At 73.2% G+C, this 25,165-nt stretch carries 25 protein-coding genes and 1 tRNA gene; 14 read left to right on the top strand and 12 right to left on the bottom strand.

What is annotated here, in order from left to right; genetic code table 11:
- The first annotated feature begins 66 nt into the window (after positions 1 to 66).
- Both OHA34_RS28845 and OHA34_RS28840 read left to right on the top strand, forming a co-directional pair.
- Positions 67 to 852, top strand: coding sequence for a DeoR/GlpR family DNA-binding transcription regulator (locus OHA34_RS28845; protein WP_329519485.1), 786 nt, complete (start codon positions 67 to 69; stop codon positions 850 to 852).
- A gap of 145 nt (positions 853 to 997) precedes the next feature.
- Positions 998 to 2,182 carry a serine hydrolase domain-containing protein gene (locus tag OHA34_RS28840; protein ID WP_329519484.1) on the top strand — a complete coding sequence of 395 codons (1,185 nt, stop codon included), beginning with the start codon at positions 998 to 1,000 and terminating at the stop codon, positions 2,180 to 2,182.
- Positions 2,183 to 2,343: 161 nt separating this feature from the next.
- On the opposite strand, the gene OHA34_RS28835 is transcribed toward OHA34_RS28840, so the two are convergent.
- The 4 genes from OHA34_RS28835 to galU are packed head-to-tail and all read right to left on the bottom strand — an operon-like array spanning position 2,344 to position 5,540.
- A complete protein-coding gene (locus OHA34_RS28835) occupies positions 2,344 to 2,862 on the bottom strand; it encodes a MogA/MoaB family molybdenum cofactor biosynthesis protein (RefSeq protein ID WP_329522460.1) in 519 nt (172 codons plus the stop codon).
- A gap of 35 nt (positions 2,863 to 2,897) precedes the next feature.
- Positions 2,898 to 3,371: a cyclic pyranopterin monophosphate synthase MoaC gene (gene moaC, locus OHA34_RS28830; RefSeq protein WP_432763032.1), complete on the bottom strand. Its 474-nt coding sequence runs from the start codon at positions 3,369 to 3,371 to the stop codon at positions 2,898 to 2,900.
- Between the two features lie 5 nt (positions 3,372 to 3,376).
- Complete coding sequence (gene glp / locus OHA34_RS28825; RefSeq protein WP_329519483.1) at positions 3,377 to 4,585, bottom strand: molybdotransferase-like divisome protein Glp; 1,209 nt, start codon at positions 4,583 to 4,585, stop codon at positions 3,377 to 3,379.
- 28 nt (positions 4,586 to 4,613) lie between these two features.
- Entirely contained in the window at positions 4,614 to 5,540 is a 927-nt protein-coding gene (gene galU, locus OHA34_RS28820) for a UTP--glucose-1-phosphate uridylyltransferase GalU (protein WP_285938264.1), read from the bottom strand.
- Positions 5,541 to 5,572: 32 nt separating this feature from the next.
- On the opposite strand from galU, the gene OHA34_RS28815 reads away from it, so the two are divergent.
- The 6 genes from OHA34_RS28815 (at position 5,573) to OHA34_RS28790 (ending at position 13,924) form a co-directional block, all read left to right on the top strand.
- Positions 5,573 to 6,160 carry a 5-formyltetrahydrofolate cyclo-ligase gene (locus OHA34_RS28815; protein ID WP_329519482.1) on the top strand — a complete coding sequence of 196 codons (588 nt, stop codon included), beginning with the start codon at positions 5,573 to 5,575 and terminating at the stop codon, positions 6,158 to 6,160.
- Positions 6,161 to 6,276: 116 nt separating this feature from the next.
- Entirely contained in the window at positions 6,277 to 7,266 is a 990-nt protein-coding gene (locus OHA34_RS28810) for an NAD(P)-dependent oxidoreductase (protein WP_285938266.1), read from the top strand.
- A gap of 103 nt (positions 7,267 to 7,369) precedes the next feature.
- Positions 7,370 to 8,857 (top strand): potassium/proton antiporter, encoded by a 1,488-nt coding sequence (locus OHA34_RS28805; protein WP_285938267.1) that lies wholly within the window; start codon positions 7,370 to 7,372, stop codon positions 8,855 to 8,857.
- A 189-nt stretch (positions 8,858 to 9,046) separates the two neighbouring features.
- Positions 9,047 to 9,433, top strand: coding sequence for an FmdB family zinc ribbon protein (locus tag OHA34_RS28800; RefSeq protein WP_285938268.1), 387 nt, complete (start codon positions 9,047 to 9,049; stop codon positions 9,431 to 9,433).
- 396 nt (positions 9,434 to 9,829) lie between these two features.
- The gene (locus OHA34_RS28795; RefSeq protein WP_329519481.1) at positions 9,830 to 11,962 is read left to right on the top strand and encodes an MMPL family transporter; all 2,133 of its coding nucleotides are present in this window, start codon (positions 9,830 to 9,832) and stop codon (positions 11,960 to 11,962) included.
- A gap of 108 nt (positions 11,963 to 12,070) precedes the next feature.
- Complete coding sequence (locus OHA34_RS28790) at positions 12,071 to 13,924, top strand: helix-turn-helix transcriptional regulator (protein ID WP_329522459.1); 1,854 nt, start codon at positions 12,071 to 12,073, stop codon at positions 13,922 to 13,924.
- Here OHA34_RS28790 and OHA34_RS28785 read toward each other — a convergent pair.
- Positions 13,876 to 14,640 carry an SDR family NAD(P)-dependent oxidoreductase gene (locus tag OHA34_RS28785; RefSeq protein ID WP_329519480.1) on the bottom strand — a complete coding sequence of 255 codons (765 nt, stop codon included), beginning with the start codon at positions 14,638 to 14,640 and terminating at the stop codon, positions 13,876 to 13,878. The two genes, OHA34_RS28790 and OHA34_RS28785, sit on opposite strands and share 49 nt — an antisense overlap.
- Before the next feature lie 36 nt (positions 14,641 to 14,676).
- Positions 14,677 to 14,820 carry a hypothetical protein gene (locus tag OHA34_RS28780; RefSeq protein ID WP_285938274.1) on the bottom strand — a complete coding sequence of 48 codons (144 nt, stop codon included), beginning with the start codon at positions 14,818 to 14,820 and terminating at the stop codon, positions 14,677 to 14,679.
- Between OHA34_RS28780 and OHA34_RS28775 the strand changes: the two genes are divergently transcribed.
- From OHA34_RS28775 to mscL, 4 genes are all read left to right on the top strand, one after another.
- Positions 14,819 to 16,123 (top strand): MFS transporter, encoded by a 1,305-nt coding sequence (locus OHA34_RS28775; RefSeq protein ID WP_329519479.1) that lies wholly within the window; start codon positions 14,819 to 14,821, stop codon positions 16,121 to 16,123. The two genes, OHA34_RS28780 and OHA34_RS28775, sit on opposite strands and share 2 nt — an antisense overlap.
- Before the next feature lie 79 nt (positions 16,124 to 16,202).
- Positions 16,203 to 17,030: an S-methyl-5'-thioadenosine phosphorylase gene (locus tag OHA34_RS28770; protein WP_329519478.1), complete on the top strand. Its 828-nt coding sequence runs from the start codon at positions 16,203 to 16,205 to the stop codon at positions 17,028 to 17,030.
- Positions 17,027 to 17,806 carry an SAF domain-containing protein gene (locus tag OHA34_RS28765; RefSeq protein ID WP_329519477.1) on the top strand — a complete coding sequence of 260 codons (780 nt, stop codon included), beginning with the start codon at positions 17,027 to 17,029 and terminating at the stop codon, positions 17,804 to 17,806. Before OHA34_RS28770 ends, OHA34_RS28765 begins: the two co-directional genes overlap by 4 nt.
- Before the next feature lie 45 nt (positions 17,807 to 17,851).
- On the top strand, positions 17,852 to 18,250 hold the full coding sequence (mscL, locus tag OHA34_RS28760) for a large conductance mechanosensitive channel protein MscL (protein ID WP_285938278.1): 399 nt from the start codon (positions 17,852 to 17,854) through the stop codon (positions 18,248 to 18,250).
- Between the two features lie 41 nt (positions 18,251 to 18,291).
- Here mscL and OHA34_RS28755 read toward each other — a convergent pair whose 3' ends face one another.
- On the bottom strand, positions 18,292 to 19,329 hold the full coding sequence (locus OHA34_RS28755) for a D-alanyl-D-alanine carboxypeptidase family protein (RefSeq protein WP_285938279.1): 1,038 nt from the start codon (positions 19,327 to 19,329) through the stop codon (positions 18,292 to 18,294).
- A gap of 83 nt (positions 19,330 to 19,412) precedes the next feature.
- On the bottom strand, positions 19,413 to 19,733 hold the full coding sequence (locus OHA34_RS28750) for a hypothetical protein (protein WP_329519476.1): 321 nt from the start codon (positions 19,731 to 19,733) through the stop codon (positions 19,413 to 19,415).
- Between the two features lie 239 nt (positions 19,734 to 19,972).
- Here OHA34_RS28750 and OHA34_RS28745 point away from each other — a divergent pair.
- A tRNA-Arg gene (locus OHA34_RS28745) sits at positions 19,973 to 20,045 on the top strand.
- Between the two features lie 122 nt (positions 20,046 to 20,167).
- Here OHA34_RS28745 and OHA34_RS28740 read toward each other — a convergent pair.
- On the bottom strand, positions 20,168 to 20,707 hold the full coding sequence (locus OHA34_RS28740; protein WP_329519475.1) for a TetR/AcrR family transcriptional regulator: 540 nt from the start codon (positions 20,705 to 20,707) through the stop codon (positions 20,168 to 20,170).
- Between the two features lie 75 nt (positions 20,708 to 20,782).
- On the opposite strand from OHA34_RS28740, the gene OHA34_RS28735 reads away from it, so the two are divergent.
- Positions 20,783 to 21,262 (top strand): hypothetical protein, encoded by a 480-nt coding sequence (locus OHA34_RS28735; RefSeq protein ID WP_329519474.1) that lies wholly within the window; start codon positions 20,783 to 20,785, stop codon positions 21,260 to 21,262.
- A gap of 18 nt (positions 21,263 to 21,280) precedes the next feature.
- Here the strand turns inward: OHA34_RS28735 and OHA34_RS28730 are convergent, their stop codons facing one another.
- The 3 genes from OHA34_RS28730 to OHA34_RS28720 form a co-directional block, all read right to left on the bottom strand.
- Positions 21,281 to 22,993: an ATP-binding cassette domain-containing protein gene (locus OHA34_RS28730; RefSeq protein ID WP_285938302.1), complete on the bottom strand. Its 1,713-nt coding sequence runs from the start codon at positions 22,991 to 22,993 to the stop codon at positions 21,281 to 21,283.
- The gene (locus OHA34_RS28725) at positions 22,990 to 24,834 is read right to left on the bottom strand and encodes an ABC transporter ATP-binding protein (RefSeq protein WP_329519473.1); all 1,845 of its coding nucleotides are present in this window, start codon (positions 24,832 to 24,834) and stop codon (positions 22,990 to 22,992) included. The genes OHA34_RS28730 and OHA34_RS28725 overlap by 4 nt, the downstream gene beginning before the upstream one ends.
- A 177-nt stretch (positions 24,835 to 25,011) precedes the next feature.
- Positions 25,012 to 25,164 (bottom strand): VenA family class IV lanthipeptide, encoded by a 153-nt coding sequence (locus OHA34_RS28720; protein ID WP_285938304.1) that lies wholly within the window; start codon positions 25,162 to 25,164, stop codon positions 25,012 to 25,014.
- Position 25,165: the final 1 nt, after the last annotated feature.

Here is a 25,165-nt window from a genome sequence, read left to right as displayed (position 1 = left end):
CGGCTAGACTCCCGGGACGAACGGCTGCGCGCACCGCCGCGCGCAACCACCTGGAAGGAGGCCGGAGTGACGCGGCACGAGCGCTGGAACGCCCTGCTTGAGCTGCTCGCGGACGCCGGCCGGCTGAGCGTCGAGGACGCCGCGTCCCGGATGGCGGTCTCGGCCGCGACCATCCGCCGCGACTTCGACCAGCTCGCCCAGCAGCAGATGCTGACCCGCACCCGCGGCGGCGTCGTCGCGCAGAGCGTCAGCTACGACCTGCCGCTGCGCTACAAGAGCGCGCGGCACGCCTCGGAGAAGCAGCGCATCGCCGCCGCCACCGCCGAGCTGGCCGCGCCCGGCTCGATCATCGGGCTGAACGGCGGCACCACCACCTCCGAGGTCGCCCGGGTGCTGGCCGCCCGCGCCGGCCTGCACGCGGGCGGCGGCGCGCCCGCGCTCACCATCGTGACCAACGCGCTCAACATCGGGAACGAGCTCGCGGTCCGCCCGCACGTGAAGATCGTGCTGACCGGCGGGGTGCCGCGGCCCCAGTCCTACGAGCTGACCGGCCCGCTCGCCACCGGCCTGTTCGACCACGTGGCCCTCGACGTCGCGGTGCTCGGGGTGAACGGGGTGACCGTCGAGCACGGCGCCACCTGCCACAACGAGGGCGAGGCCGACGTCAACCGGCTGATGGCCGGGCGGGCGGGCCGGGTGGTGGTGGTCGCGGACGGGTCCAAGGTCGGGCGGCGCGCGTTCGCCAAGATCTGCGACACGTCCGAGATCGACGTCCTGGTGACCGACGGCACGGTGTCCCAGGCCACCGCCGACGCCTTCGCCGAGGCGGGCGTCGAGGTCATCCGCACCTGACCGCCCTCGCCCGGGCGCCGACGCCCGGGCTGTCCCGGGACGGTGTCCTCAAGTACACCCCGCTCCGGGGTTCAGGGCCATGTCGGCGGCGGGACGGCTCGACCAGAGTCGATCGCGTAAGCGACCCACTCACCAGGAGCGTCCCGTGCCGAATCTCCCCTCCCCCTCCCGCACCCGGCGGGCCCTGCTCGCCCTCGCGACGGGGACGGCGCTCACCGCCGTCCTCGCCCCCGCCGCGACCGCCCTCGCCGACACCGGCCGCGGTCACAACGGCGGCCACGGCAGTGGTCACGGCAGCGGGGAACGGCCGCCCGCCGGGCTTCAGCGTGCGGCCGACAAGCTCGTCGCCGACGGGCAGCCCGGCGTGATCATGATGACCCGGCGGGACGGCCGCGTCGCGCACGTCACCTCCGGGGTCGCCGACCGCGCCACCGGCCGTCCGATGGACGCCCGGTTGCAGTTCCGCATCGCCAGCGTGACCAAGTCGTTCACATCCACCGTGCTGCTCCAGCTCGCCGCCGAGCGCCGGGTGTCGCTGGACGACACGGTCGAGAAGTGGCTGCCCGGTGTGGTGCGCGGCAACGGCAACGACGGCTCGAAGATCACCCTCCGGCAGCTCCTCCAGCAGACCGGCGGCCTGAACGAGTACGTCCGGGACCCGCGCATCATGGGCGACCCGCGCCGCACGTGGAAGCCCGCCGAGCTGGTCGCCATCGCCATGGAGCAGCCGCCGCGGCACGCCCCGGGCGCCGGCTGGAACTACGCCAACACCAACTACGTCCTCGCCGGGATGGTCGTCGAGAAGGCGACCGGCCGGACGTTCGGCGCCGAACTCCAGCGCCGGATCATCGGCCCGCTGAAGCTGCGCCACACCTCGCTGCCGGTCGAGAGCCGCACCTTCCCCGGCCCGTACGTGCACGGCTACTGGGAGGACTTCGGGGACGTCAGCACCGAGGTCAGCCCGTCCAGCGGCTGGACGTCCGGCGGCATCGTCTCCACCGTCGACGACGTCGCCCGGTTCCACCGCGCGCTGTTCACCGGACGGCTGCTCCCCCGCGCGCAGCAGCGCGAGCTGACCACCACCCGGCCCGTCGACGACGAGGGGATCGTCGAGGACTACGGCCTCGGCATCGCCCGGATCAGGTTCTCCTGCGGCTACGGCTGGGGCCACGACGGCGGCTGGCCCGGCTACCGCACCTGGACCTACACCAGCGCCGACGGCAAGCGGCAGGCGGTGGTCACCTACAACGACTCCAGCGCGGCGATGGAGACCGACCCGGGGTTCCGCGTCGACCTGGCCAAGGCCGCCGACACCGCCTTCTGCGCCTGACCCGCGCCCCGCATCGCGCGTAGCCTTCCGCACCCGCCCCGCGTCGCCCGGCCCGCGTCGCCCGGCCCGCGTCGCCCGGCCCGCGTCGCCCGGCCCGCGTCGCCTGGCCCGCGTCGCCTGGCCCACGCGCCTGCCCCGCATCGGCGCGTCGCCGCCGCCGGTCAGGCGCCGGGCGGGCGGGGGTGGTCGCCTCCGGCGATCTGGTCGACGGCGTGCGCGAGGACCCGTCCGAGCACCGTCATGCCGTCGCGGACGCCGCCGGTCGAGCCGGGCAGGTTGACGACCAGGGTGCGCCCGGCCACGCCCGCGAGGCCGCGGGACAGCATCGCGGCGGGCACCAGCGCACGGCCCTCCGCGCGGATCGCGTCGGCGATGCCGGGCACCTCGCGTTCGATCACGCGGCGGGTCATCTCGGGCGTCCGGTCGGTCGGAGTGAGGCCCGTCCCGCCGGAGGTCACCACGACGTCGTACCCGGCGGCGACCGCGTCCCGGAGCACGGCGGCGACAGGCCCGCCGTCGGGGATCACGACCGGGCCGTCCACCTGGCAGCCGAGATCCTCCAGCATCTCCACCAGGACCGGCCCGGACCTGTCCTCGTACACGCCCGCCGCCGCCCGGTTCGACACCGTGACCGCCATCGCCCGGATCAACCCGCCGGTACCGCCGCCCGGACCGCCCATCGGGTCGTCGTCCGGGCCCCGCGCGCCGGTGGCGGTCATGCGCGCCGCCAGGCGCCGGTCTTGCCGCCGAGCTTCTCCTCGACCCGGACGTCGGTGATCACGGCGGCCGGGTCGACGGCCTTGACCATGTCGACCAGGGCCAGCGCGGCGACGGTGACGGAGGTCAGCGCCTCCATCTCCACCCCGGTGCGGTCGGCGGTGCGGGCGGTGGCGCTGATCGCGACGCCCTCGTCCCGCACGGCCAGCTCGACGGCGACGCCGTGCAGCGCGATCGGGTGGCACAGCGGGACCAGGTCGGGGGTGCGCTTGGCGCCCATGATCCCGGCGATCCGGGCCACCGACAGCGCGTCGCCCTTGGGGACACCGCCCGCGCGGAGCAACCCGACGCACTCGTCGGAGAGCCGGACGAACCCGGTCGCGGTGGCCGAGCGCGCGGACACGCTCTTGCCCGACACGTCCACCATCCGAGCCGCGCCCGACTCGTCCAGGTGGGTGAACTCCGAGCCCATCGCGCTCATGACGGCATCCTCATCACCTCGACATGCGTGCCCGCCGGCAGCGCCTCGGCGTCCTCGGGCAGCTCGATCAGCGCGTTGGCCGCCGACAGCGAGCCGAGCTGGTGCGACCCCTGCCCCTCGGCGGGGGCGACGCTGTAGAAGCCGCGGTTGAACGACAGCCGCCCGCGCAGGTAGTGGCGCAGGCCCGCCGGGGACTTGACGTCCTCGGCGAGGACGGCGCTGACCGTTGGAAGCGGCTCGGGCTCCAACCCCTGCATGGCGCGCAGCGCGGGCCGGACGAACACCTGGAACGACACGTACGCGCTCACCGGATTCCCCGGCAGGGTGAAGACCGGGACGCCCTGCAACAGGCCGAACCCCTGAGGCTTGCCCGGCCGCATCCGCACCTTGTGGAACCGCACCGTCCCCACACCGGTCAGCACCTCTTTCACCACGTCGCGGGTGCCCATCGAGACACCACCGGAGGTCACGATCGCGTCGGCCCGCGTCAGCAGGTCCTCCAGCGTCTCCAGGACCTCGGCGGGGTCGTCGCCGACAGTGGGCTGCCGGTGCCCGACACCGCCCGCCTCGATCACCGCGGCGGTGAGCATGAAGCTGTTGGAGTCCCAGATCTCGCCGGGCGCGAGGTCGGAGCCCGGCTCGCGCAGCTCGCTGCCAGTAGACAGCACCACCACCCGCGGCTTGGGCCGCGCCAGGACCCGCGCCCGCCCGACCGCGGCGAGCATGCCGATCTGCGCGGCGCCGAGCCGGGCGCCGGGCCCGGCGACGACCTGGCCCGCCAGGACGTCCTCGCCGGCGCGGCGGATGTAGTTGCCCGGCGGAGCGGGACGGGTGATCCGCACCGTGGCGGCGCCGCCGTCGGTCCACTCCACCGGGATCACCGCGTCGGCGCCGGCCGGCATCGGCGCGCCGGTCATGATGCGCGCGGTCAGGCCGGGCCTGATCGCCGACACGCCGGGGTCGCCCGCCAGGATGTCGCCGACGACCGGGAGCACCGCGGGCTCGGCCTCCGACGCCGCCGCGACGTCCACCGCGACCACCGCGTAGCCGTCCATGGCCGAGTTGTCGAAGGGCGGCAGCGGCACCGGCGCCGGGACGGGTTCGGCGAGCACCGCGCCCTCGGCCTCCAGCAGCGCGAGGTCCAGCGGCGGCAGTACCGGAACGTTGTCCAGGATCTCCGCGAGGTGCTCGTCGACCGTTCTCATGCCCACGGTCCCCTAGTCTGGCGTGCCGTCACGCCTCTCCGGGCCCGCCCACGCCGTCGTGCTCGCGGACGAAGTCGCGCAACCACGGCATGAAGTCGGGCGCGAGGTCGGGCCGCTCGGACGCGAACTGGACGACGGTGCGCAGGTATTCGAGCTTGTTGCCGGTGTCGTAGCGGCGCCCGCGGAACTTCACCCCGTACACGCCGCCGCCCTGCCCCGCGGGCGTGTCGGCCAGCGTGCGCAGCGCGTCGGTGAGCTGGATCTCGCCGCCGCGTCCGGGCGGGGTCTTCTCCAGCACGTCGAAGACCGCCGGGTCGCACACGTACCGGCCGATGACGATCCAGTTGCTCGGGGCCTCCTCGACCGACGGCTTCTCGACCAGGTCGGTGACCCGGACGACGTCGTCGTCTCCCGTGCCCTCGATCGCGGCGCAGCCGTAGGCCGAGACCTGGTCGGGCTCGACCTCCATCAGCGCCACGACGCTGCCGCCGTACTGGCCGCGCACCTCGATCATGCGCTTGAGGAGCTGGTCACGGGCGTCGATCATGTCGTCGCCGAGCAGCACCGCGAACGGCTCGACGCCCACGTGCTGGCGGGCGCAGTGCACCGCGTGGCCGAGACCGCGCGGCTCGCCCTGCCGGACGTAGTGCATGATGGCCAGGTCGCTGGACTCGCGGACCGCGGCGAGGCGCTCGTCGTCGCCCTTGGCGCGCAGTGCCTCCTCGAGTTCGTAGGCGCGGTCGAAGTGGTCCTCGATGGACCGCTTGCTCCGCCCGGTGACCATCAGCACGTCCGTGAGGCCGGCGTCGACCGCCTCCTCGACGACGTACTGGATCGCCGGCTTGTCGACGATGGGCAGCATTTCCTTGGGCGTCGCCTTGGTCGCGGGCAAGAATCGGGTACCGAGACCGGCCGCCGGGACGACCGCCTTGAGTACAGGTGCTATGTCGGCCATGTAGAGACCCTAGTCATCCATGAGGACCCAGCGTGCACGACATCGATTCCAAACCCGCCCTGCGCGCGGAAGCACTGGCCAGGCGCGCCGCCATGGACCCGGAAGCGCGTTCCGCCGCCGCGCGGGAGTTGCGCGACGGGCTGCTGTCGGTGCCCGAAGTCGAGATGGCCGGGACGATCGCGGCGTACATCTCGGTCGGCACCGAGCCCGACACCCGCGCGCTGCTGTTCGCGCTCTGGAAGCGCGGTACGTACGTGCTGCTCCCCCTGCTGCTGCCTGACGGCGATCTCGACTGGGCGTCGTACGAGGGGCCCGACTCGCTCACACCCGGGCCGCGCGGAGTGCCGCAGCCCACCGAACCGCCGCGCGGCCCGCAGGCCGTCGCCAGCGCGGACGTGGTTCTGGCCCCGGCAGTGGCGGTCGACCGCAGGGGCATGCGTCTCGGACGCGGCGGCGGTTCGTACGACCGGGCGCTCGCGCGCGTAGGCCCGGCGATCCTGACGGTGGGGCTGGTGTACGACGCCGAACTGGTCGACGTGCTGCCCTCCGAACCGCACGACCAGCGCGTCCGTGCCGTAGCGACCCCGTCCGGCGGCCTCGTCCGCCTGCGTCCGGCGTGATCTGACCCGGACCCGGTCGGCGCGCCGGGGACGGAGCGGGGCTTCGCCTAATCTGCGTGATCACTGAGGTCGTCCACCCGCGGGCGCACCGACATCACGCGAAGAGGTCGAAGCCCATGACAGCGCCCTGGCGGATCCTGGTCCTTCCCCCGCTCGACGAGGACCTGGTGCGCGGGCTGTTCGCCCCGCTCGGCGACACCGCGCGGCTCATGTTCCCCGCGACCCGCGACCGGGCCGGGCTGCACGCCGCGCTCGGCGACGCCGAGGTGGTGGTCGGCGACTTCACCGGGCTGCTCGCGCTCGACGCGGACGCCGTGGCCGCCGCGCCGCACCTGGCGTTCGTCCAGATGCCGGCGGTCGGGACCGACAGCATCGACGTCGCGGCGCTGGCGGACGCCGGCGTCCCGGTCGCCAACACCGCCGGCGCCAACGCGCGGGCGGTCGCCGAGTGGGCGGTCGGCGCGGCGTTCGCCCTCTGCCGCAGCCTGGTGTGGGGCGACCGGGCCGTGCGCGCCGGCGGCTGGCCGCAACTGGACGTGCTGGCCCGCGCTCCCCGCGAACTCCACGCGCAGCGTGTCGGGATCGCCGGGTACGGGGCGATCGGCGCGGAGACGGCGCGGCTGTTCCAGGCGCTCGGCTGCGAGGTGTCGTACTGGACGCGGCGAAGGCGTCCCGAGGCGTCCGCCACCTATCGCGGGCTGGACGACCTGGTCGCCGGCTCCGACGTCCTCGTGCTCGCGCTGCCACTGACCGACGAGACGCGTGGCCTGTTCGGCGCCGAACGGCTCGCGCTGATGCCCGAGAACGCCCTGCTGGTGAACGTGGCGCGCGGCGGGATCGCGCCGGACGACGCCGTACTGACGGCCCTGGAATCGGGCCGGCTCGCTGGGGCGGCGCTGGACGTGTTCGACGAGGAACCGCTCGCCGCCGACCATCCGCTACGCGCGCACGAGAACGTCCTGCTGTCCCCGCATACGGCGGGCGGGACGGGGCAGGCGCAGCTGAACGTCGTCGCGGCCGTCCGGGACAACGTGGTCGCGGTGGTCGAGGGCCGGCCGGTCGAGAATGTTGTCAACGGGGTAAATTCGCAGGTCAGACGCCGATAAGCCGCGACAGACCCGGCTCGTCACTCAATCACAAATGTGCAATCGGCACGTGATTCTGTAGGATTCCTAAACGATCACCGAGACCGGCTGTGAAGGGTGGGATGTGCAGCTCGACATCTGGCTACTCCTTGGAGCCATCCTCATACTCTCCGCCATCCTCGCGGTCCGGCTGTCCTACTGGTTCGGGCTCCCGTCCCTGCTGGCCTATATGGGGATCGGCCTGTTCATCGGCGAGGGCGGCCCCTTCCACATCGGGTTCGACGACGTCGAGCTGGCCGAGACGCTCGGCCTCGCGGCGCTCGTCCTGATCCTGGCCGAGGGCGGCATCACCACGAGCTGGCGGCACGTCCGCCCCTCGGTGCCCGCCGCGCTCTCCGTCTCCACCCTCGGCACCCTGATCAGCATCGGGGTGGTCGCCGGCGCCGGCCACTGGCTGCTCGACTTCGACTGGCGGCTGGCGTTCCTGCTCGCCGCGGTCCTGGCGCCGACCGACGCCGCGGCGGTGTTCTCGGTGCTGCGCCGGCTGCCGCTGCCGTCCCGGCTGAGCGGCCTGCTCGAAGCCGAGTCGGGGTTCAACGACGCCCCCGTCGTGATCATCGTGGTCGCGCTCAGCGCCACGCACAACGGCGTGCCCAACCTCGCCGAGCTGTTCGGCGTGATGGTGTACGAGCTGATCGCCGGCGGTGTGATCGGCATCGCGATCGGCTGGCTCGGCGCCTACGCGCTGCGCCGGATCGCGCTGCCCGCCTCCGGCCTCTACCCGATCGCGGTGCTGTCGCTGTCGGTCGGGGCCTACGGCGCCGCGAACCTGCTGCACGCCAGCGGATTCCTCGCCGTGTACGTGAGCGCGCTGGTGCTCGGCAACTCCCGGCTCCCGCACCGCCCCGCCACCCGCGGCTTCGCCGAGGGCGTGGGCTGGCTGGCGCAGATCGGGCTGTTTGTCATGCTCGGGCTGCTCGCCTCACCGGGCGACCTGCCGGGGCAGATCCTGCCCGCGCTGGCGATCGGGTTCGTACTGCTGCTGATCGCCCGTCCTCTGTCGATGGTGCTGTCCACGATCGGTTTCGGGCTGTCGTGGGGCGAGAAGGTGTTCGCGTCCTGGGCCGGGCTGCGCGGCGCGGTGCCGATCGTGCTCGCCACCATCCCGATGGTGGAGCACGTCCCTGGCTCGTGGACGCTGTTCGCCATCGTCTTCAACATCGTCGTCGTCTTCACCGTGCTCCAGGGGCCGACGCTGCCGCTGGTGTCGCGCTGGTGCCGGCTGAGCGCCGACGAGGCCACCCGCGAGCTCGACGTCGAGGCCGCGCCGCTGGAGCAGTTGCACGCCGACCTGCTGGAGGTCCGGGTCCCGGTCGACTCGCACCTCAGCGGCGTGGAGATCTTCGAGCTGCGCCTCCCCCAGGGCGCCTCGGTCACGCTGGTCGTCCGCGACGGGTCGAGCTTCGTCCCGGAACCGACCACGGCGCTGCGCACCGGCGACACGCTGCTCGTGGTGACCACCGACGCCGTCCGCGACGTCGCCGAGCGCCGGCTCCGCGCGGTCAGCCGCCGCGGCAAGCTGGCCGGCTGGTTCGGCGAGACCGGCGCGTGACCGGCCGGGGCCGCGGCCCACGGGCCGGGGCCGGGGCCGTGGCACAGGAGGCGGGCCGTGGGGCGTACGGTGAACCGCGGCCGGGAACAGACCCGGGGCGAATCCCGTTCAAGTCACGGGTAGCATTAGCAGTCGTTCGAAGTGAGTGCCAGTCCGGATCGCGCCGGGCTGAGTCAGCGAGGAGGAACCGTGCCGACGTACCAGTACGTTTGCACCGAGTGCGCCGAGCCTCTCGAGGCCGTGCAGAAGTTCAGCGACGACGCGCTGACCGAGTGCACGGCATGCGGCGGCAGGCTGCGCAAGGTCTTCTCCGCCGCCGGGATCATCTTCAAGGGTTCCGGCTTCTACCGCACCGACAGCCGCGGCTCCGGCAAGTCCTCGACCGTCGGCACCTCGTCGAACGGCTCGTCGTCCTCGGACGGCGGCTCGGGCGACAGCGGGAGCAAGTCCGAGTCGTCCTCGGGCAGCGGCGACAGCGGCGGCAAGAGCGACGCTTCGTCCACCTCGTCGTCGTCCTCCTCCGCTTCCTCCTCGTCGTCGACGTCTTCCTCGTCGTCCTCAGAGAAGGTCGCCTGACCGCTTAGACGGTCCCTTTCCCTTCACGAGACCGGAGGGACGCGCTCGGCAGATGCCGGGCGCGTCCCTCCGGTCTTCGTCATGTCCGCATCCATCGCGCGACCCGCACTGGCAGCGCTCCTGATGGCCCTGCGGCCCCTTTCCCGCGCCGCCACGCGCCCGCCCCTACGTCTTGAGAGGTATCCGCCCGCGGGCCGCTACCCCGTCAGAGCCATCGCAGGCACCCTCTTCCGCCTGACGCGCCGGCCCGGGCCACCGGCCGATGATGGGGTCGACAACGAGATAGTGCTTGACATATCTCGAAAACAGAGACATTCTCGGTCCCGTTCGAGACATATCTCAATGCTCGGACCATCTCGACATTCGGTCCCACACTGAGCGCCAGGAGCGACGACCATGAACGCATCCAGCCCGCCCTCCCCCGAGACCGGGGGCCATCGACTGGCCGGAGTGATCGCCGGCCGCCGCACCAAGTGGGCCGTGCTGGCCCTGTGGATCGTCCTGCTGACCGCGCTCGGCCCGCTGGCCGGCAAGCTCGGCGACGTCCAGAAGAACGAGGCCGCGAGCTGGCTCCCGGGCGGCGCCGAGTCCACCCAGGTGGTCAAGCTGGAGGAGCGGTTCCGCAAGGACGAGATGATGCCCGCCGTGATCGTCTACGAGCGTCCCGCGGGGATCACCGCCGCGGACCGTGCGAAGGCCACCGCGGATCTGGCCGGATTCGGCCGCCTGCCCGGCGCGCAGCAGGCGCAGGGACCGTTCACGTCCAAGGACGGCAAGGCCCTCCAGACGCTGGTGCCGCTGACCGACAAGGACGTGGTCAAGGCCGTCGACGAGGCGCGCGACCTCGCCAAGCGCGGCCCGCCCGGACTGGACGCCCACGTCACCGGCCCGGCCGGCGGCGGCGCCGACCAGTTCAGGGTCTTCCAGAGCATCGACGGCTTCCTGCTCATGGCCGCCGGCCTCGTGGTGATCGTCATGCTGCTGTGCATCTACCGCAGCCCGGTGCTGTGGTTCGTCCCCGTGCTGAGCGCGGTGTTCGCGCTCGGGCTGTCCCAGGCCGTGGTCTACCTGCTCGCCAAGAACGCCGGCCTCACCGTGAACGGGCAGAGCGCGGGCATCCTCACCGTCCTGGTGTTCGGCGTCGCCACCGACTACGCGCTGCTGCTGGTCGCCCGCTACCGCGAGGAGCTGCACCGGCACACCGACCGGCACGAGGCCATGGCGTTCGCGCTGCACCGCGCCGCGCCCGCCGTCATCGCGTCCGCCGCGACCGTCGCGATCGGCCTGCTCTGCCTGCTGCTCGCCGAGATGAACTCCACCGCCGGCCTCGGGCCGGTCGCCGCCGCCGGCGTGATCATCGCGCTCGGCGCGATGACCACCCTGCTGCCCGCGCTGCTGGTCATCTTCGGCCGCTGGATCTTCTGGCCGCTGGTGCCGCGCTACGACGCCAAGTACCTGCGTCCCGAGGCGTACGAGTCCGAGCACGGCGTGTGGAGCCGGATCGCGCGGCTGATCGGCGCCCGCTCCCGGCTGCTGTGGATCGCCACCACGGTCGGCCTGATCGCGCTCACCTTCGGGCTGACCTCGCTCAAGGCCGAGGGGCTGTCGGACGCCGGGCAGTTCACCGGCCGTCCCGACTCCGTCGCCGGTTCCGAGGCCCTCGCCAGGCACTTCCCCGGCGGGTCGGGCTCCCCCGCCGTCGTCATCGCCGAGGCGGACGCCGCCGGACCGGTCGCCGCCGCCATCGCCGGGACCGCGGGCATCGCCGACCCGGGCCGTGCCGTCACCGCGAACGGGCTGGTCAAGTACGAGGCGACGCTCCTCGACAGGGCCGACACCCGGGCCGCGCAGAACACCATCGACCGGCTGCGCACCGCCGCCCACCACGTCCCCGGCGCCGACGCGAAGGTCGGCGGGACGACCGCGATCAACCTGGACACCAAGCGGGCCTCCGTCCGGGACAACAAGGTGATCATCCCGGTCGTGCTGGCGGTGGTCCTGCTGATCCTGGTGCTGCTGCTGCGGGCCCTGGTCGCGCCGCTGCTGATGATGGCCACCGTCGTGCTGTCGTTCCTGGCCTCGCTCGGCGCCTGCGCGCTGATCTTCCGGCACGGGTTCGGGTTCGAGGGCACCGACAGCGGGTTCCCGCTGCTGGCGTTCATCTTCCTGGTCGCGCTCGGGGTCGACTACAACATCTTCCTGATGCACCGGGTCCGGGAGGAGTCGCAGGTCCTCGGCACCCGCCGCGGGATCACCCGCGGCCTCACCGTCACCGGAGGCGTGATCACCTCGGCCGGGCTGGTGCTGGCCGCCACCTTCGCCGCGCTGGCCACGCTGCCGCTGGTATCGATGGCCGAGATGGGCTTCGTCGTCGCCTTCGGGGTCCTGCTCGACACCTTCATCGTCCGGTCGCTGCTGCTCCCGGCCCTGGCGCACGACATCGGCCGGCGCATCTGGGCACCGAGCCGCCTGGCCGCGCACCGCCCCGTCCCCGAGGCCGACCTCAAGGTGTTCGACACCGTCGGCTGAACCTCCTCCCAGAGGCCCGTATGAAGGGGCCCGGCACTCCGCCGGGCCCCTTTTCCGTTCTCCATCGCGGCTCCGGGCAGAAGCGGGGAGCCTCAGGCGTTGGGCACAGTGATCGGTCGTCTGGGGCGAGGAGTACGCGTGGCGCGAATGCGCGATGACACCGGCATGGCGCCGCTGGTGGGGCGTCGGGAAGCGCTCGCCGGGCTGGAGGCCGCCATCGCGCGCCTGCGCGAGGGGCGCGGCGGGTGTGCGGTGCTGGAGGGGCCGGCCGGTGTGGGCAAGACCCGGCTCCTTATGGCGGCCCTGGCTCACGCGGAAGGGACGGGGTGGTCCGTCGCGGCGGGACGGGCCACAGAGTTCGACCGCGGTATGCCGCCCGCGACGCTGCTGAATGTGCTGGGCTCTCCCCCCACTGCCCCGCCCGTCCTCGGACGATCTGATGCAGCGAACCTGACTTCGATCCTGAACGGTCCGGCCGGCCGGTTCCGTCTCGTGGACCGTATAGGCGAACTCGTCCAGAACCACGCGCGGACCCGTCCACTGGTCATCGCCATAGACGACGCCCACTGGGCCGACGAACTGACCGCGCTGGCGCTGGGCGTGCTCGTCCCCGCGCTGCGCACGTCTCCGGTGCTCTGGCTCTTCACGCGGCGCCCGATACCACCGCACTCCCCTGGCCAGGACGTACTGGACTCGCTCGCCGGAGAAGGTGCGCTGAGGTATCCCGTCGAGCCCCTGACCGACGCAGAGTCCGCGGAGCTCTGCGCACACGTTCTCAACGCGGAACCGGACGCCTCCGTCCTCGCCCTGGTACGGCGGACCGGTGGGAGCCCGTTCCTCATTGAAGAGCTCTTCGCCTCCCTGCTGGCGGACGGCCGGGTATCGGTCACCGACGGGCGCGCGCACGTGACGGGCGACGACCTTCCAGCCGCCGTGCCCGCCGCGCTGGAACGACGCATGCGCGACCTTCCAGCCGACGCCCGGCTACTGCTGGAGGCCGGTTCGATCCTGGGGAGGCCGTTCTCCCTGCATGAAGCCGCCCGCCTGGGGGACAGCTCGGCCGCACGCCTGGTCGCGCCCGCGCGCGAGGTGGTGCGGGCCGGGCTGCTGGTGGACGACGGCGCCGAACTTGGATTCCGGCACGATCTGATCCGCGAAACCGTCTACGACGGGATGCCGGGCGCCGCGCGCAGAGCGCTGCACCGTGAGGCCGCCGACATCCTGCAAGCCGAAGGCGCCTCAGCGGTGGAGGTCTCCTGCCACGTCGCGCGAAGCGCACGCGTCGGCGACCTGCGTGCGGTCATCACCCTGCGCGACGCGGCGCGCCAAGTGGCCACCAGCGCGCCCAGTACAGCGGCCGACCTGCTGCTGCACGCGTTGGACCTCACCCCGGACGGCCTTCCGGACCGTCCGCTCCTCATCGACGAGGCGGTCCCCCCGCTGGCCCTGGCCGGACGCCTGGACGAGGCGCGCTCCGTGGTCGCCGCATGCGACGACCCGGTCCAGGCCGCACGGCTGCGCACCAAGCTCGCCGAATTCACCGAACTCGACGGGCTCGCCGAGGCCGGTGGCCGCGCGACGGAGGCGGCCTCGACATCTCCGGAGCGGTCGTCCAGGCCCGCGAGCGGCTGGGACAGCCTGACCGACTCCGAACTGCGCGTCGTGCGGGTGGTCGCCGAGGGGCTGACCAACCGCGAGACCGCACGGCGGCTCTTCCTCTCGCCGCACACCGTGGACAGCCATCTCCGGCACGCCTTCGCCAAGCTCGGTATCAGCGGCCGGGTCGAACTGACCAGGCACGTCGTCACCCGCGAGGGCGGCACCCGCGAAGGCGGCATCCGCGACAACGCCCCTACAGCGCACGAGCCGGTCAGGCCGAATCGCCAAGGAGCCGCTAGGGGACCCGCCAGGGGTCAGGCGCTGACGCCACCGTCCACGACCACGTCCTGGCCGACGACGTAGGCGGACTCGTCCGAAGCCAGCCACAGCACCGCGTCGGCCACCTCCTCGGGGGTGCCGATGCGGCCCCGGGGGATCATCCCGGCGTACATCGCGTCCCGTTCCGCGTCGCTCTGGCCAGGGGCGCGGGACAGGTCGGTGGCCACCGGGCCGGGACTGACCGCGTTGATCCGGATGCCGTCGCCGATGTGGGCCAGCGCCGCGGCGCGGGTCAGCGCGGACACGGCGGCCTTCGCGGCGCCGTACGCGCCGATGATCGGCATGCTGGTGTGCGCGCCCACGTTCGACGCCATGTTGACGATCACCCCGCCCCCTCGTTCCCTCATGTGGTCGACCTCGTACCGCAGGGTCAGCCACGTGCCGGTCAGGTTGGTGCGCAGCAGCGCCGACCAGTCGTCCGGCGACAGGTCGACCAGCAGCCCGGCCATGGGGATCCCGGCGTTGTTGAACGCGATGTCCAGCCCGCCGTGGTGGTCCGCCGCGGTCTCGATCAGCCGCCGCACGTCGTCCTCCCATCCGATGTCGGCCCGGACCGCGGTGGCCCGTCCGCCGCGGGTCTCGATCAGTTCGGCGGTCTCGGCGAGGGGCGCCTCCGACCGGCCCGCGACGACCACCTCCGCGCCCTCCCTCGCGAACGCCAGCGCGGCGGCCCGGCCGATGCCCGAACCCCCGCCGGTGACCAGCGCGACCTTGCCCTTGAAGCGTTGTGTGCTTGTCATGGCGGAGAGTCTGGGCCGACGGCCCCGCGCCGGACATCACGTGATCACGTGATGCGGCGGCCGGTCCGCGGGCGGCAGCGTGATCCGGGTGAACGAGACGACGACGACGGACCCGGCCCGTACCGGCCCGCGAACCCGCGCCTGGCCGGTGTTCTGGCTGCTGGCGACCGTGCAATTCATGATCATCCTGGATACCGGGATCGTCACGATCGCGCTGCCCGCGATCCGGGACGAGCTGGGGTTCACCCCCTCCGGCCTGCCCTGGGCGATGGACGCCTACATGCTCGCCCTGGGCGGCCTGGTCCTCGCGGGCGGGCGCGCCGCCGACCTCGCCGGGCGCCGCACGGCGCTCGCGGTGGGCGTGGCCGTGTTCACCCTCGCCTCAGTGGCGTGCGCGCTCGCGCCCGCACCCTGGGCGCTGGTCGCGGGCCGCGCGGTGCAGGGCGCCGGAGCCGCGCTCGCCGCCCCGGCCGCGCTCGCCGTGATCACCGACCTCTTCCCCGCGGGCCCGGACCGCGCCCGCGCCATGGGGCTCTTCGGCGGGATCGGCGGCGTGGCCGGGCCGACCGGGGTCCTGCTGGGCGGCGCGCTGTCCGCGTCGTCCTGGCGGCTGATCTTCCTGATCAACCTGCCCATCGGCGCGGTGCTCCTGGTGGCGCTGCTGCGGATGGTCCCCGCCCGGGGCCCGCGGGCGACCGGCGGCGCCGACGTGGCGGGCGCCTTCGCCGTGACGGCCGGGCTGTCCCTGCTCGTGTACGGGACCACGCAGGGGGCGGCACACGGCTGGAGCGGTTCCCGCCCACTGGCTGCCCTCGGGGTCGCCGCGTTGCTCATCGCGGTGTTCGTGCTGCGGCAGTTCACCGCGCACGCGCCACTCCTGCCCCGCGCCCTGTTCGCGTCGCCGAGGATCCTGCTCATCAGCGCGGTGTTCGTTCTCCTGGGGGCGGCCCTCTATGGGACGTTCGTCACCAACGCACTCCACCTCCAGAACGACCGCGGGCTTCGCCCTCTCGTCGCCGCGGCGGTGATGGTGCCGCTCGACCTGGCCCTGCTCGCGGGCTCCCGCACAGGCGGGCGCCTGATCGGCAAGCTGGGCCCGGTCAACGTCCTCGTGGGCGGCCTGGCCGTGCAGGCGGCCGGACTCGCCTGGCTGGCGGCGGCCCTCGCCCCGGACGGCGGCCTGGCCGTCTCGTTCCTGCTGCCGGGCGTGGTGGCGTGCACCGGGCTCGGGACCGCGATCGTCGGGGCGTTCGTCGTCTTCACCGGCCTCGCCGACGGCGACACGGCCGGCGCGATCTCCGGGCTGACCGTGACCACCAACCAGATCGGCGGCGCGATCGGCATCGCGGTGACCAGCACGATCATCGCTTCGGCCGGTGCGGGCACGGCCGGCGGGGGCACGGCCGAGGCCCTGTGGACCACCGCCGGCCTCGCCCTGGCCGGGGCGCTCATCGCCTTCCCTCTGCGGCTTCGCCGCAGGTGAACCGGGGTGCGGCGGGAAGTTATCCACAATCGGCGAAGGGGCTCCCGGACGGCCCGGCGGGCTGGCTAAGGTCGGCGCCATGTCCACTTCGACTTCAGCCTCCCCGCCCACCGCCGAGCTCGGCGTCATCGGCGGTTCCGGGTTCTACTCCTTCCTCGACGACGTGCGCGAGGTGCGGGTCGAGACCCCGTACGGCCCGCCGAGCGACCCCATCGCCGTCGGCGAGCTGCACGGCCGCCGCGTCGCCTTCGTGCCCCGGCACGGCCGCGACCACCGCTATCCGCCGCACAAGATCCCCTATCGGGCCAACCTGTGGGCGCTGCGCTCGCTCGGCGTCCGCCAGGTGCTGGCGCCGAGCGCCGTCGGCTCGCTCACCCCCGACCACCCGCCCGGCACGCTCGCGATCCCCGACCAGCTCGTCGACCGCACGTCCGGCCGGCCGCAGACCTACTACGACGACGGCGCCGCGGTCCACGCGCCGTTCGCCGACCCCTACTGCCCGGTCGGCCGCCGCACCGCGGTCGGCGCCGCCACCGACGCGGGGTGGGGCCCGGTCGACGGCGGCACCCTCGTCGTCATCGAGGGCCCGAGGTTCTCCACCCGCGCCGAGTCGCACTGGTTCGCCGCGCAGGGCTGGACCCTGGTCGGCATGACCGGCCACCCCGAGGCCGTCCTCGCCCGCGAGCTCGCGCTCTGCTACACCCCGCTCTGCCTGGTCACCGACCTCGACGCCGGGATCGAGGAGGGCGAGGGCGTCACGATGGAGGAGGTCCTCGGCGTCTTCGGCCAGAACATCGACCGGCTCCGCTCGCTCGTGGGCGACGTGGTCAGGGCCCTGCCCGCCGGACGCGGCTGCCCCTGCCCGAACGCGCTGGACGGCGTCGAACTCCCCCTGGAGCTACCGTGAGCGCCCGTGCGGCGCACCTCCGCCGCCCGCTGGCCGCGCTGTTCGCCGCGTCGGCGGCGGCGTTCGCCCTCACCGTCCTGGAACCCGGCCCGGCCGCCTCGGTGCGCGTCCTGGCCGCCGCCCGCGACCTCCCCGGCGGCACGAGGCTCAAGGCCGCCGACGTGCGCCCGCTCTTCCTGCCACCGGGCTCCGTCCCCGCCGGGGCCCTGCGGTCACGCGTGGTCGGACGCGTCCTCGCGGGCCCGATGCGCCGTGGCGAGCCGCTCACCGACGCCCGCTTCGTCGGCGGTGGCCTGCTCAAGGGCTACGGCCCGGAAACGGTCGCGACCCCGGTCCGCATCGCCGACGCGAGCGCCGTCCGCCTCGTCCGCACCGGCGACCGTATCGACGTCCTGACCGCCCCGCCCCGCTCTGACCAGCCCCTGGCAGAGCCCCCGCCAGAAGACCGGCCGATCCCGCAGAGCCGGTCCGACCCTCCGCAGGAACTCCCCGCAGACCCGCGACCCCAGCCACCCCCCGCACCCCCACCGACCCACCAGGCCGACACCCCACGACCGGCCGCCACCGCCCCACCCCTGCGAACGGCTTCCCTGGTGGAGGGGCGGGGTTCGGCTCGGCTGGTGGTGGCGTCCGTGCCGGTCGTGGCGGTGCCCCGGCAGGCCGCAGGCAGCGCCGACGAGGGGGCGCTGGTCGTTCTGGCGACCGACCGTGCCCAGGCGGCGGCGCTCGCCGGGGCGGGGCCGGGCCTGTCCTTCACCATCACTGGCCATTGGTAACCTCGACCAGTCATTAAATGGCTACCAATCGTCATGAGGAAGGTTATGAGCGGCTTCAAGAAGTTCCTGTTCCGCGGCAACCTGGTGGAGCTGGCGGTCGCGGTCGTCGTCGGCGCCGCGTTCAGCGGGCTGGTCACCGCGTTCGTGAACTCGTTCATCGGCCCCCTGATCGCGCTGGTCGGCGGGCAGCCCGACTTCAGCCGGCTGGCCTTCAGCATCAACGGCACCCGGTTCCCGTACGGCGTGTTCGTCACCGCGGCGATCTCGTTCCTGATCATCGCCTCGGTCGTCTACTTCATCGTCGTACTGCCCCTCACCAAGCTGATGGCGCGCATGACCCGCGCCGAGGAGGCCGTCGAGCGGGAGTGCCCCGAGTGCCTCAGCGAGGTGCCGATCAAGGCGGCGCGCTGCAAGTTCTGCACCTCGGAGCTCGTTCCCGTCTGACCGGCCGCGCACGGCCCGCTGAGGGCCGGGCGGAAGGGCCCTCAGCGGTCGCCGTCGGTGCCGTACTCCCAGTGCCAGGGCTCGAACGGGTTGCTGTAGGCCCAGGCCGGATGGATCCACCCGTACACCTTGGCGTGGGACTCCATCCAGTTGAACTGCGACGATCCGGAGCTCTGCACCCCGCCGCACAGGTCGACGGCCTGGCCCTTGCCGTGGTTGCTCGTCCCCGGGACGGCCGCGAACCCGGGCCGCTCGGCGTACACCCGGTGCTGATCGGGCAGGCTGCGGTAGGAGTCGGTGACGCAGATCTGCTGGCCGAACCGGCGCTTGTAGCCCGCGTTCAGCTTGTAGAACGCCAGCGCCGCGTCCGCCCGGAGCTGCGCGCCCTTCTGCGGCAGCGGGCACAGGTACTTCGCCGGGATCAGCCCGTTGGGGAACTGCCGCGATTTCGTCGCCAGGCTCTTGTCGCAGCTGGCCGCGAGGCGCTGGTCGAGCGGCAGCCGGCTGAGCATCGCGGTGAGCTGCTTGGTGAGCGTCGACGACTTCTGCTTGAGCCCGTCGATCTGCTGCTGCACCCGGGTCTGATCGATCGCGTTGCGCGATTGCAGGTCCTGCGCCGCGGACACCAGCGACTGCTTGCGCTTCTGGAGCTCGTCGGCGTGGTCGACCAGTGCCTGCTGCGACCGGGCGAGCAGCGTCACGTCCGCGGTCGAGCGCAGCGCCGCGTCCGGGCTCCCGCCGCCGAAGATCGCCATCGATCCCGCGGCGCCCGGCTGCTGGTAGGAGGTGTTGGCCAGCCTGGCCAGCGGCAGCCGGATCCGGTTGAGCTCGGCCTCGGCGGTCGCCAGATCGCGCAGCGTGCCGCGGAGTTTGGTCTGCGCGGTCGCCAGCGCCTTCTTGCGGTCCTCCATCTCCTTGGTGGCCTTCTCCAGGTCCGTGCGAGCCTTGCTCGCCTCGCGACGCAGCGCCTCCAACGTGTCGCCCTCGCGTTCCGCCGCCCTTCCGGGCGTGAACGGTACGAGTGTCGCCATCACCAGGAAGACCGCGGTCAGCACAGCCGACCGGCGGGGGTTCGGCACTGTGGTTTTCCTCCTGATGCCCAAATGCAGAACAGCGGCAGAACGCTACTACAGGTTCACCGATGATCTCTGAGTAACCGTGCTCATCGCGTACTGTAACCGCGTCGCTGACACCATTTGCGCAGGAAGGGGATGTCGCCCCATCGGCAGGACCGGCCGCGTTCGACCCGCCGCGGCGGTTTGCGCACGGGGGGCTTCGCCGTCACCGGCGGCGGCTGCCTCGCGCGGCGCGGCGCCTGCGCGGTGGTCGGCGGCGGGCGCGGCGGCACGTACTCGCCGCGGACGGGATTGCGCTCCGGCGGTGTCGGGACGGCCTGTTCGGCGGTGATCCCCGCCGGCGCGGGCTTGTCCTCGGGCTTGCCGCGTAACCCGATGCCGACCAGCCCCACCAGCACCAGCGGCACCGCGATCCCCCCAGCGACCAGTGCGGCCTTCCGCCTGCGCGCGGCGCGTCCCGCCGTCGGCTTGTCCAGAGATAGGGGCCGCTCCCGCCCACGATGCCGACCCGTCACGGACCGAAGCGTATCGACCCCCGCCCCGCCCGGCCTAGAGATCCCGCCTCCCCGTTAAGAGGGAGCGACCGGTGGTTCCGTTCCTCTACCCTGGAGGTGCCGTCCGCTACGCTCATCCGGCGAACGGCAGTGCCTCCGTAGCTCAGGGGATAGAGCACCGCTCTCCTAAAGCGGGTGCCGCAGGTTCGAATCCTGCCGGGGGCGCTTTCAGGGCGACACTGTGGACCAGAGGGACGCCCCCGGCTATGCCGGGGGCGTTCTGGTTTTCTTGGTCCCCCTTCCGCGCCTGATCCCCGCTCGTGAAGGCTGAAAGCGCCCCGCCCTCATCAGGGCGTGCCATGGAACGCGTCGATGCCCTTGCGCCAGGTGGTGTCGAGATGCGCGTCAGGCGGGAAGCGCTGGTTCAGCTCGAGGATGACCATGCCGTGCGCGAAGGCCCAGATGGCCCGTGCGCGTTCGCGGTCACCGCCGGTGGCGTCGAGGAGCGGCATCGCGGCAGCGTCCTCGACGCCGGGGGCGAGCAGGTCGCGGCGCAGGGGCCGCTCGGTCATCAGCCGATAGAGGTTCGGCTGGCGGCGCGCGAAGTCGCGGTACGCGGTGGTGAGGGCGGCGATCGGGACGTCGGATCGATGGACGGCCTGCGCGAACAGTTCGGCCTGCTCCTCGAAGCCGACCGAGATCAGCGCCGCCTCCAATGCCTGCTTGTCGCGGAGGTGCTCGTAGATCGAGGAGGCGCGGATCCCGAGTTGGGCGGCGAGGCGACGCATCGACAGTGCATCAGGGCCCTCCCGCTCGAGGAGCAGCCGCGCGGTCTGCACGATCTCCCGGGCTCGTGGGGTGAGCCGGCTCAGTGCGGAGGAAGTCATCCGTCCTGCCTTCCCGAAATGCCCTAACAGTGTTAGGTTGCAACCCTAACACCGTTAGGGTGAAAGGTGACGTCGATGCCCGCTCATGCTCCATCCCTTCACGTCGAGACCGACACCGGCTCCGCGCGGATCCGTGACCGCGTCGCGCGGGCTCTGCTCGTCCTCGCCGCCGCCGGTGCCGTCGCCGCGGTGGTCAGCGCAGTGAGCACCGTCGCGGACGCCGGACCGGCCACACGGATGGTCGAGACCTGGCGCATGCTCGGCTTCGGTGTCTTCGCGGGCGTGTTCCTGCTGCTGGCCTACCGCCCCCGGCTCTACGCCGGGATCTGGGAGCTCGCCATCCTCAACAAGCTCGGCCTGACCCTGGCCGCCTTGTCCTTCGGGAGCGGGACCGACGGCGCCGGCGCGGCGCTGATCGCCGACGGAGCGGTCACGCTCATCCTGCTGGCCGCGTACGTGCTCAACCGGGGCTGGACGGCCTGGTCGGCCGCAAGGGGTCGTGGCGTGATGCAGGGCGTCAGCGACCGCCGCCACCCCGTCCGGGACGGAGCCTGAGCGTCGCTCTCGCCGGGGTCATGACCGCCAGTGCCCCACGAGTTCGGCGTAGAGGGGGCTGTGGCGGAGGAGGGTCTCGTGCGTCCCGAGCATCGGGCGGGGGCCGTCGATGAGCAGCACCTGGTCGGCGCGCTGGGCCGAGCTGATGCGGTGCGCGATCACGATGAGGGTGCCGCCGCGGGCCGCGAGGGCCCGTTCGGCCCGCGCCTCCGCCGCCGGGTGGAGGTGGCAGGTCGCCTCGTCGAGGATGACGACGGCGGCGGCCGACAGGTGGGCGCGGACGAGAGTGATGAGCTGGCGCTCCCCCTGGGACAGCGGACCGCCGCCGGGAGGGATCTCCGCGTCGTACCCGCCGAGACGGTCGACGGTCTCGCGCAGCCCGACGGCGTCGACGGCCCTCTCGAGGTCGGCGGTGGTGGCCTGTGGCCGCAGGTAGACGAGGTTCTCCCGCAGCGTCGCGGCGAAGACGTACGCCTCTTGCGGGATGAGCGTGATCGTCCGCCGCAGCCGCTCCGCGCCGACCCGGGCCAGGCGCACGCCACCGAGCCTGATGTCGCCCTTCTGCGGCTCGAGGTGGCCGGTGAGCAGGCTCGCGAGGGTCGACTTCCCGACGCCGCTCGGCCCCACCACGGCGAGGTGTGCGCCCGCGGCGATCCGCAGGGACAGGTCGGTGAACACGGGTTCGGCGTGCGGCGAGTAGGCGAACGTGACGTGCTCGGCCGCGACGTCGTGGGACGTGGGGACGATCGTGACCTTCGCTTCCGGGGCGCCGGCCGGGCGGGCGCAGACCTCGGCCAGCCGTCCGAGGACGACGGCCAGGCTGAGCAGCAGCGTCCCGCCGGCGTCGACCAGGACGACAAAGGCCGGTTGCAGGGCGGTGATGAGGTAGCTCACCCCTCCGGCCGCCTGCCCGGCGGTGAGGTGGTGGTGCGCGATCAGCCACGGGGACATCGCGAGCAGCGCCAGGAGCGGCACGTGCACGCCCAGCGTCAGCACGGGCAGCCGGAGCAGCCGCGACCGGGCGAACGCGCGCAGCGCCTCGGCCTGGGCGTCGATCGCCCCGGCGACCGCCTGGGCCGCCCGGTCCTCGGCCGCGCAGACCACGACGTCGCGGACGCCCTGCACGACCGCCGCGGCCGTCTCGCCGATGTCCTCGGCGTGCCGGATGACGGCCCGGTAGCGTCCGATCTGGATGTGCAGGAACGCGGCGAACACGGCCGCCCCGAGCAGTACGAACACGGTGATGACCAGCGCGAGGAGCGGGGACAGCAGGACGAGCCCGAGCAGCGCCGCGACCCCGGCGGACAGGAGCTGGCGCATGTTGCGGATCGCGGTGGCCAGCAGCGCCCGGACCGCCTCGACCTGCTCGGTCACCTGCGACACCCCGGCCCCTCCGGACGGCTCGTCGTCGATCATGCGGCGGAGCGAGGCGGTGACGACGTCGGTGATCAGCGAGTCGCGCAACGGCTCGACGAGGGCGGCCAGCGACGGGTAGACCTGCCTGGTGCCGAGCGCCCCCAGCGCGTACAGGACGGCCAGGACCGCGAGCCATGCCAGGCCGACGAGCGGTTTGCGCGGGAGGAACCCCTGGTCGATCGCCGTGGCGAGCAGCAGCCCGGACGCGAACACCGGCACGGCCTCGAGGGCGGACCATGCCGCCAGCCGCCGCGCCGCCGGCGACCGCCCGCTCGCATGCTCCCGCAGCAGCCGGAGACCGGCCGAGGACCTCATCCTCGCCCAGGCCGGGGGGTGGACGTGGGCGCGGGGGTGAAGATGGCCCGGTAGTCGGGGTCGGGCCAGAGGCGGGTGTGGGGGGCGAGGGCTCGGAGGCGGCCTCCGTCCAGCCAGGCGACGAGGTCGGCGCGGGCGGCGGTGGCGGGGCGGTGGGCGACGACGAGGCAGGTGCGGCCGGTCAGGACGCGTTGCAGGGCCTGCGTCACCCGCAGCTCGGTGGCGGTGTCGAGGCTGCTGGTGGCGTCGTCCAGGACGACGACGCGCGCGGCGCTCAGGGCCGCGCGGGCGAGGCCGAGGCGTTGCAGCTCACCGCCGGACATCGGGGCGTCGGCCGGCGCGGTGTCGTAGCCGGACGGGAGCGCGCGGACGAAGTCGTCGGCCGACGCGACGCGGGCGGCCTCGCGGACCTCGGCGCGGGTCGCCTCGGGACGGGCGTAGGCGATCATGTCGTGCAGGGTCGCGCCAAGCAGCGCGGGCCGTTCGAAGGCGTAGGCGACGGTGCGGCGCAGCTCGGGCAGCGCGAGGGTGTCGATCGGGACGCCGTCGAGCTCGATCCGTCCCGTGTCCGGGTCGAGCAGCCGTCCGGCCAGGGAGACCAGCACGCTCTTGCCCGTCCCCGAGGCGCCGACGACGGCGACGCTGGTGCCCGCGGGGACGGTGAGGTCGAGGTGGTCGAGCACGGTCCGGTCCCCCATCCGGACGGTGACGTCGCGCAGCCGCAGGTGGCCGGGGCCGTCCGGGAGCGGGGCCGGGCGCGCGGGCGGGACGACGGCCGGGGCGGTGCCCAGGATCTCGCCGACGCGTCCCGCGCCGACCTGGCAGTTCAGCAGCGCGACGAGCGTGTCGAACAGGCTGGCGGAGCCGAGGGCCATGGCCGTGTAGGACGAGGCGGCCACGAGCTGGCCCGTGGTGATGTCGCCGGTGGCGAGGCGGACGCCGGCGATGGACAGCACCAGGATCTGGAGGAGGGGCGCGAGCAGCGACAGGCGCCAGCTCACCTGTCGCTGCGCGGCCCAGGTGCGCAGCCCGGCCTGGTGCAGGTCCGGCAGCGGTGCGAGGATGCGGCCGACCTCGCGGGCGGCCGTGCCGCCGGCCCGGATGGTGCGGACGCCGAGGCGGGCGTCGAGCATCCGGGTCGCGATCGCCGCCTGGCATCGCTGGTAGCGGGCGAAGGGCTCACTGGCCTTGACGACGAAGACGCGCAGCAGCACGACCGCGGGCGCCATCCCGACGGCGAGGGTCAGCGCGAGCAGCCAGTCGATCGTGGCCAGCGCGATGACGGCTCCGGCCGTGGTCAGGACGGCGGCCGTCCCCGACAGCAGCAGGATCGGGAACGTGGCCGGGGCGGCGGCGCTCTCGGTGAGGCGGGACAGCACGTCCCCGGTGGGGAACCGCCGCTGGCCCGGTACGCCGAGCGCCAGCACCCGTCCGACCAGGCGGTGCCTGAGCCAGGCGGTCATCCGGCTGCCGCAGTACGAGCCGACGAGGTCCTCGCCCGCGTCGGCGAGGGCGGCCACGGTGAGCACCGCCACCAGGCCCGCCAGCGCGGCGGGGAGTCCCGCCCCGTCCTGTCCTGCGTCGATGGCGACGGCGAGCATGACGGGCGTGATCAGGGACGCGACGACGCGGGCGAGGGTGAGCGCGGCCAGCAGGGACATCATGGCCCGGGAGCGGCCCGCCACCGTGCGGAGCAGGCGGCCCCCCTGGACGCGCAGCGCGTTCGAGGCGTCCTGCGAGCCGGTCAGGTAGGCGAGCCCATGAGAGGGCCTGTGGGCGGATCCGCCGGTGGGTCCGCCGCCCGGCGCGGACAGGGCAGCGGACGTTCTGCGGCGTGGCACGGGGAGCGTACGGCGTCTTCGTGTCGTGGCCACGCTCTCGGCTCCGTTCGGTCTCGACGCTGAACGCATCGGGCGCGTCCGGTCACGGGCCGGCCCTTCGACCAGCCCGTGACCGGCGTCCTGTGGGGCTCGGCTGCTAGCTCACCGGACCCGGCGGACGGTCGTCGTCTACTGCTGTCAGCAGGAGACGCCGACACAGATGGTGTTCAGCAACGTGAGCAGGCCCGTGCAAGCGCACGTTCCCCCGAGCTGGATCCCGTCGATCTCAATGGGGTCGGTCTCGGGCAGCTCCTGCAGCTCAGCCACAAGGTCACCGTCGAAAGCGTTCATT

Origin of the sequence: Spirillospora sp. NBC_01491, from assembly GCF_036227065.1 — a bacterium.
GTDB classification, from domain to species: Bacteria; Actinomycetota; Actinomycetes; order Streptosporangiales; family Streptosporangiaceae; genus Spirillospora; species Spirillospora xylanilytica.
The sequence above is the reverse complement of the archived record's forward strand: the minus strand, read 5'-3'. Positions and strand labels throughout refer to the sequence as shown.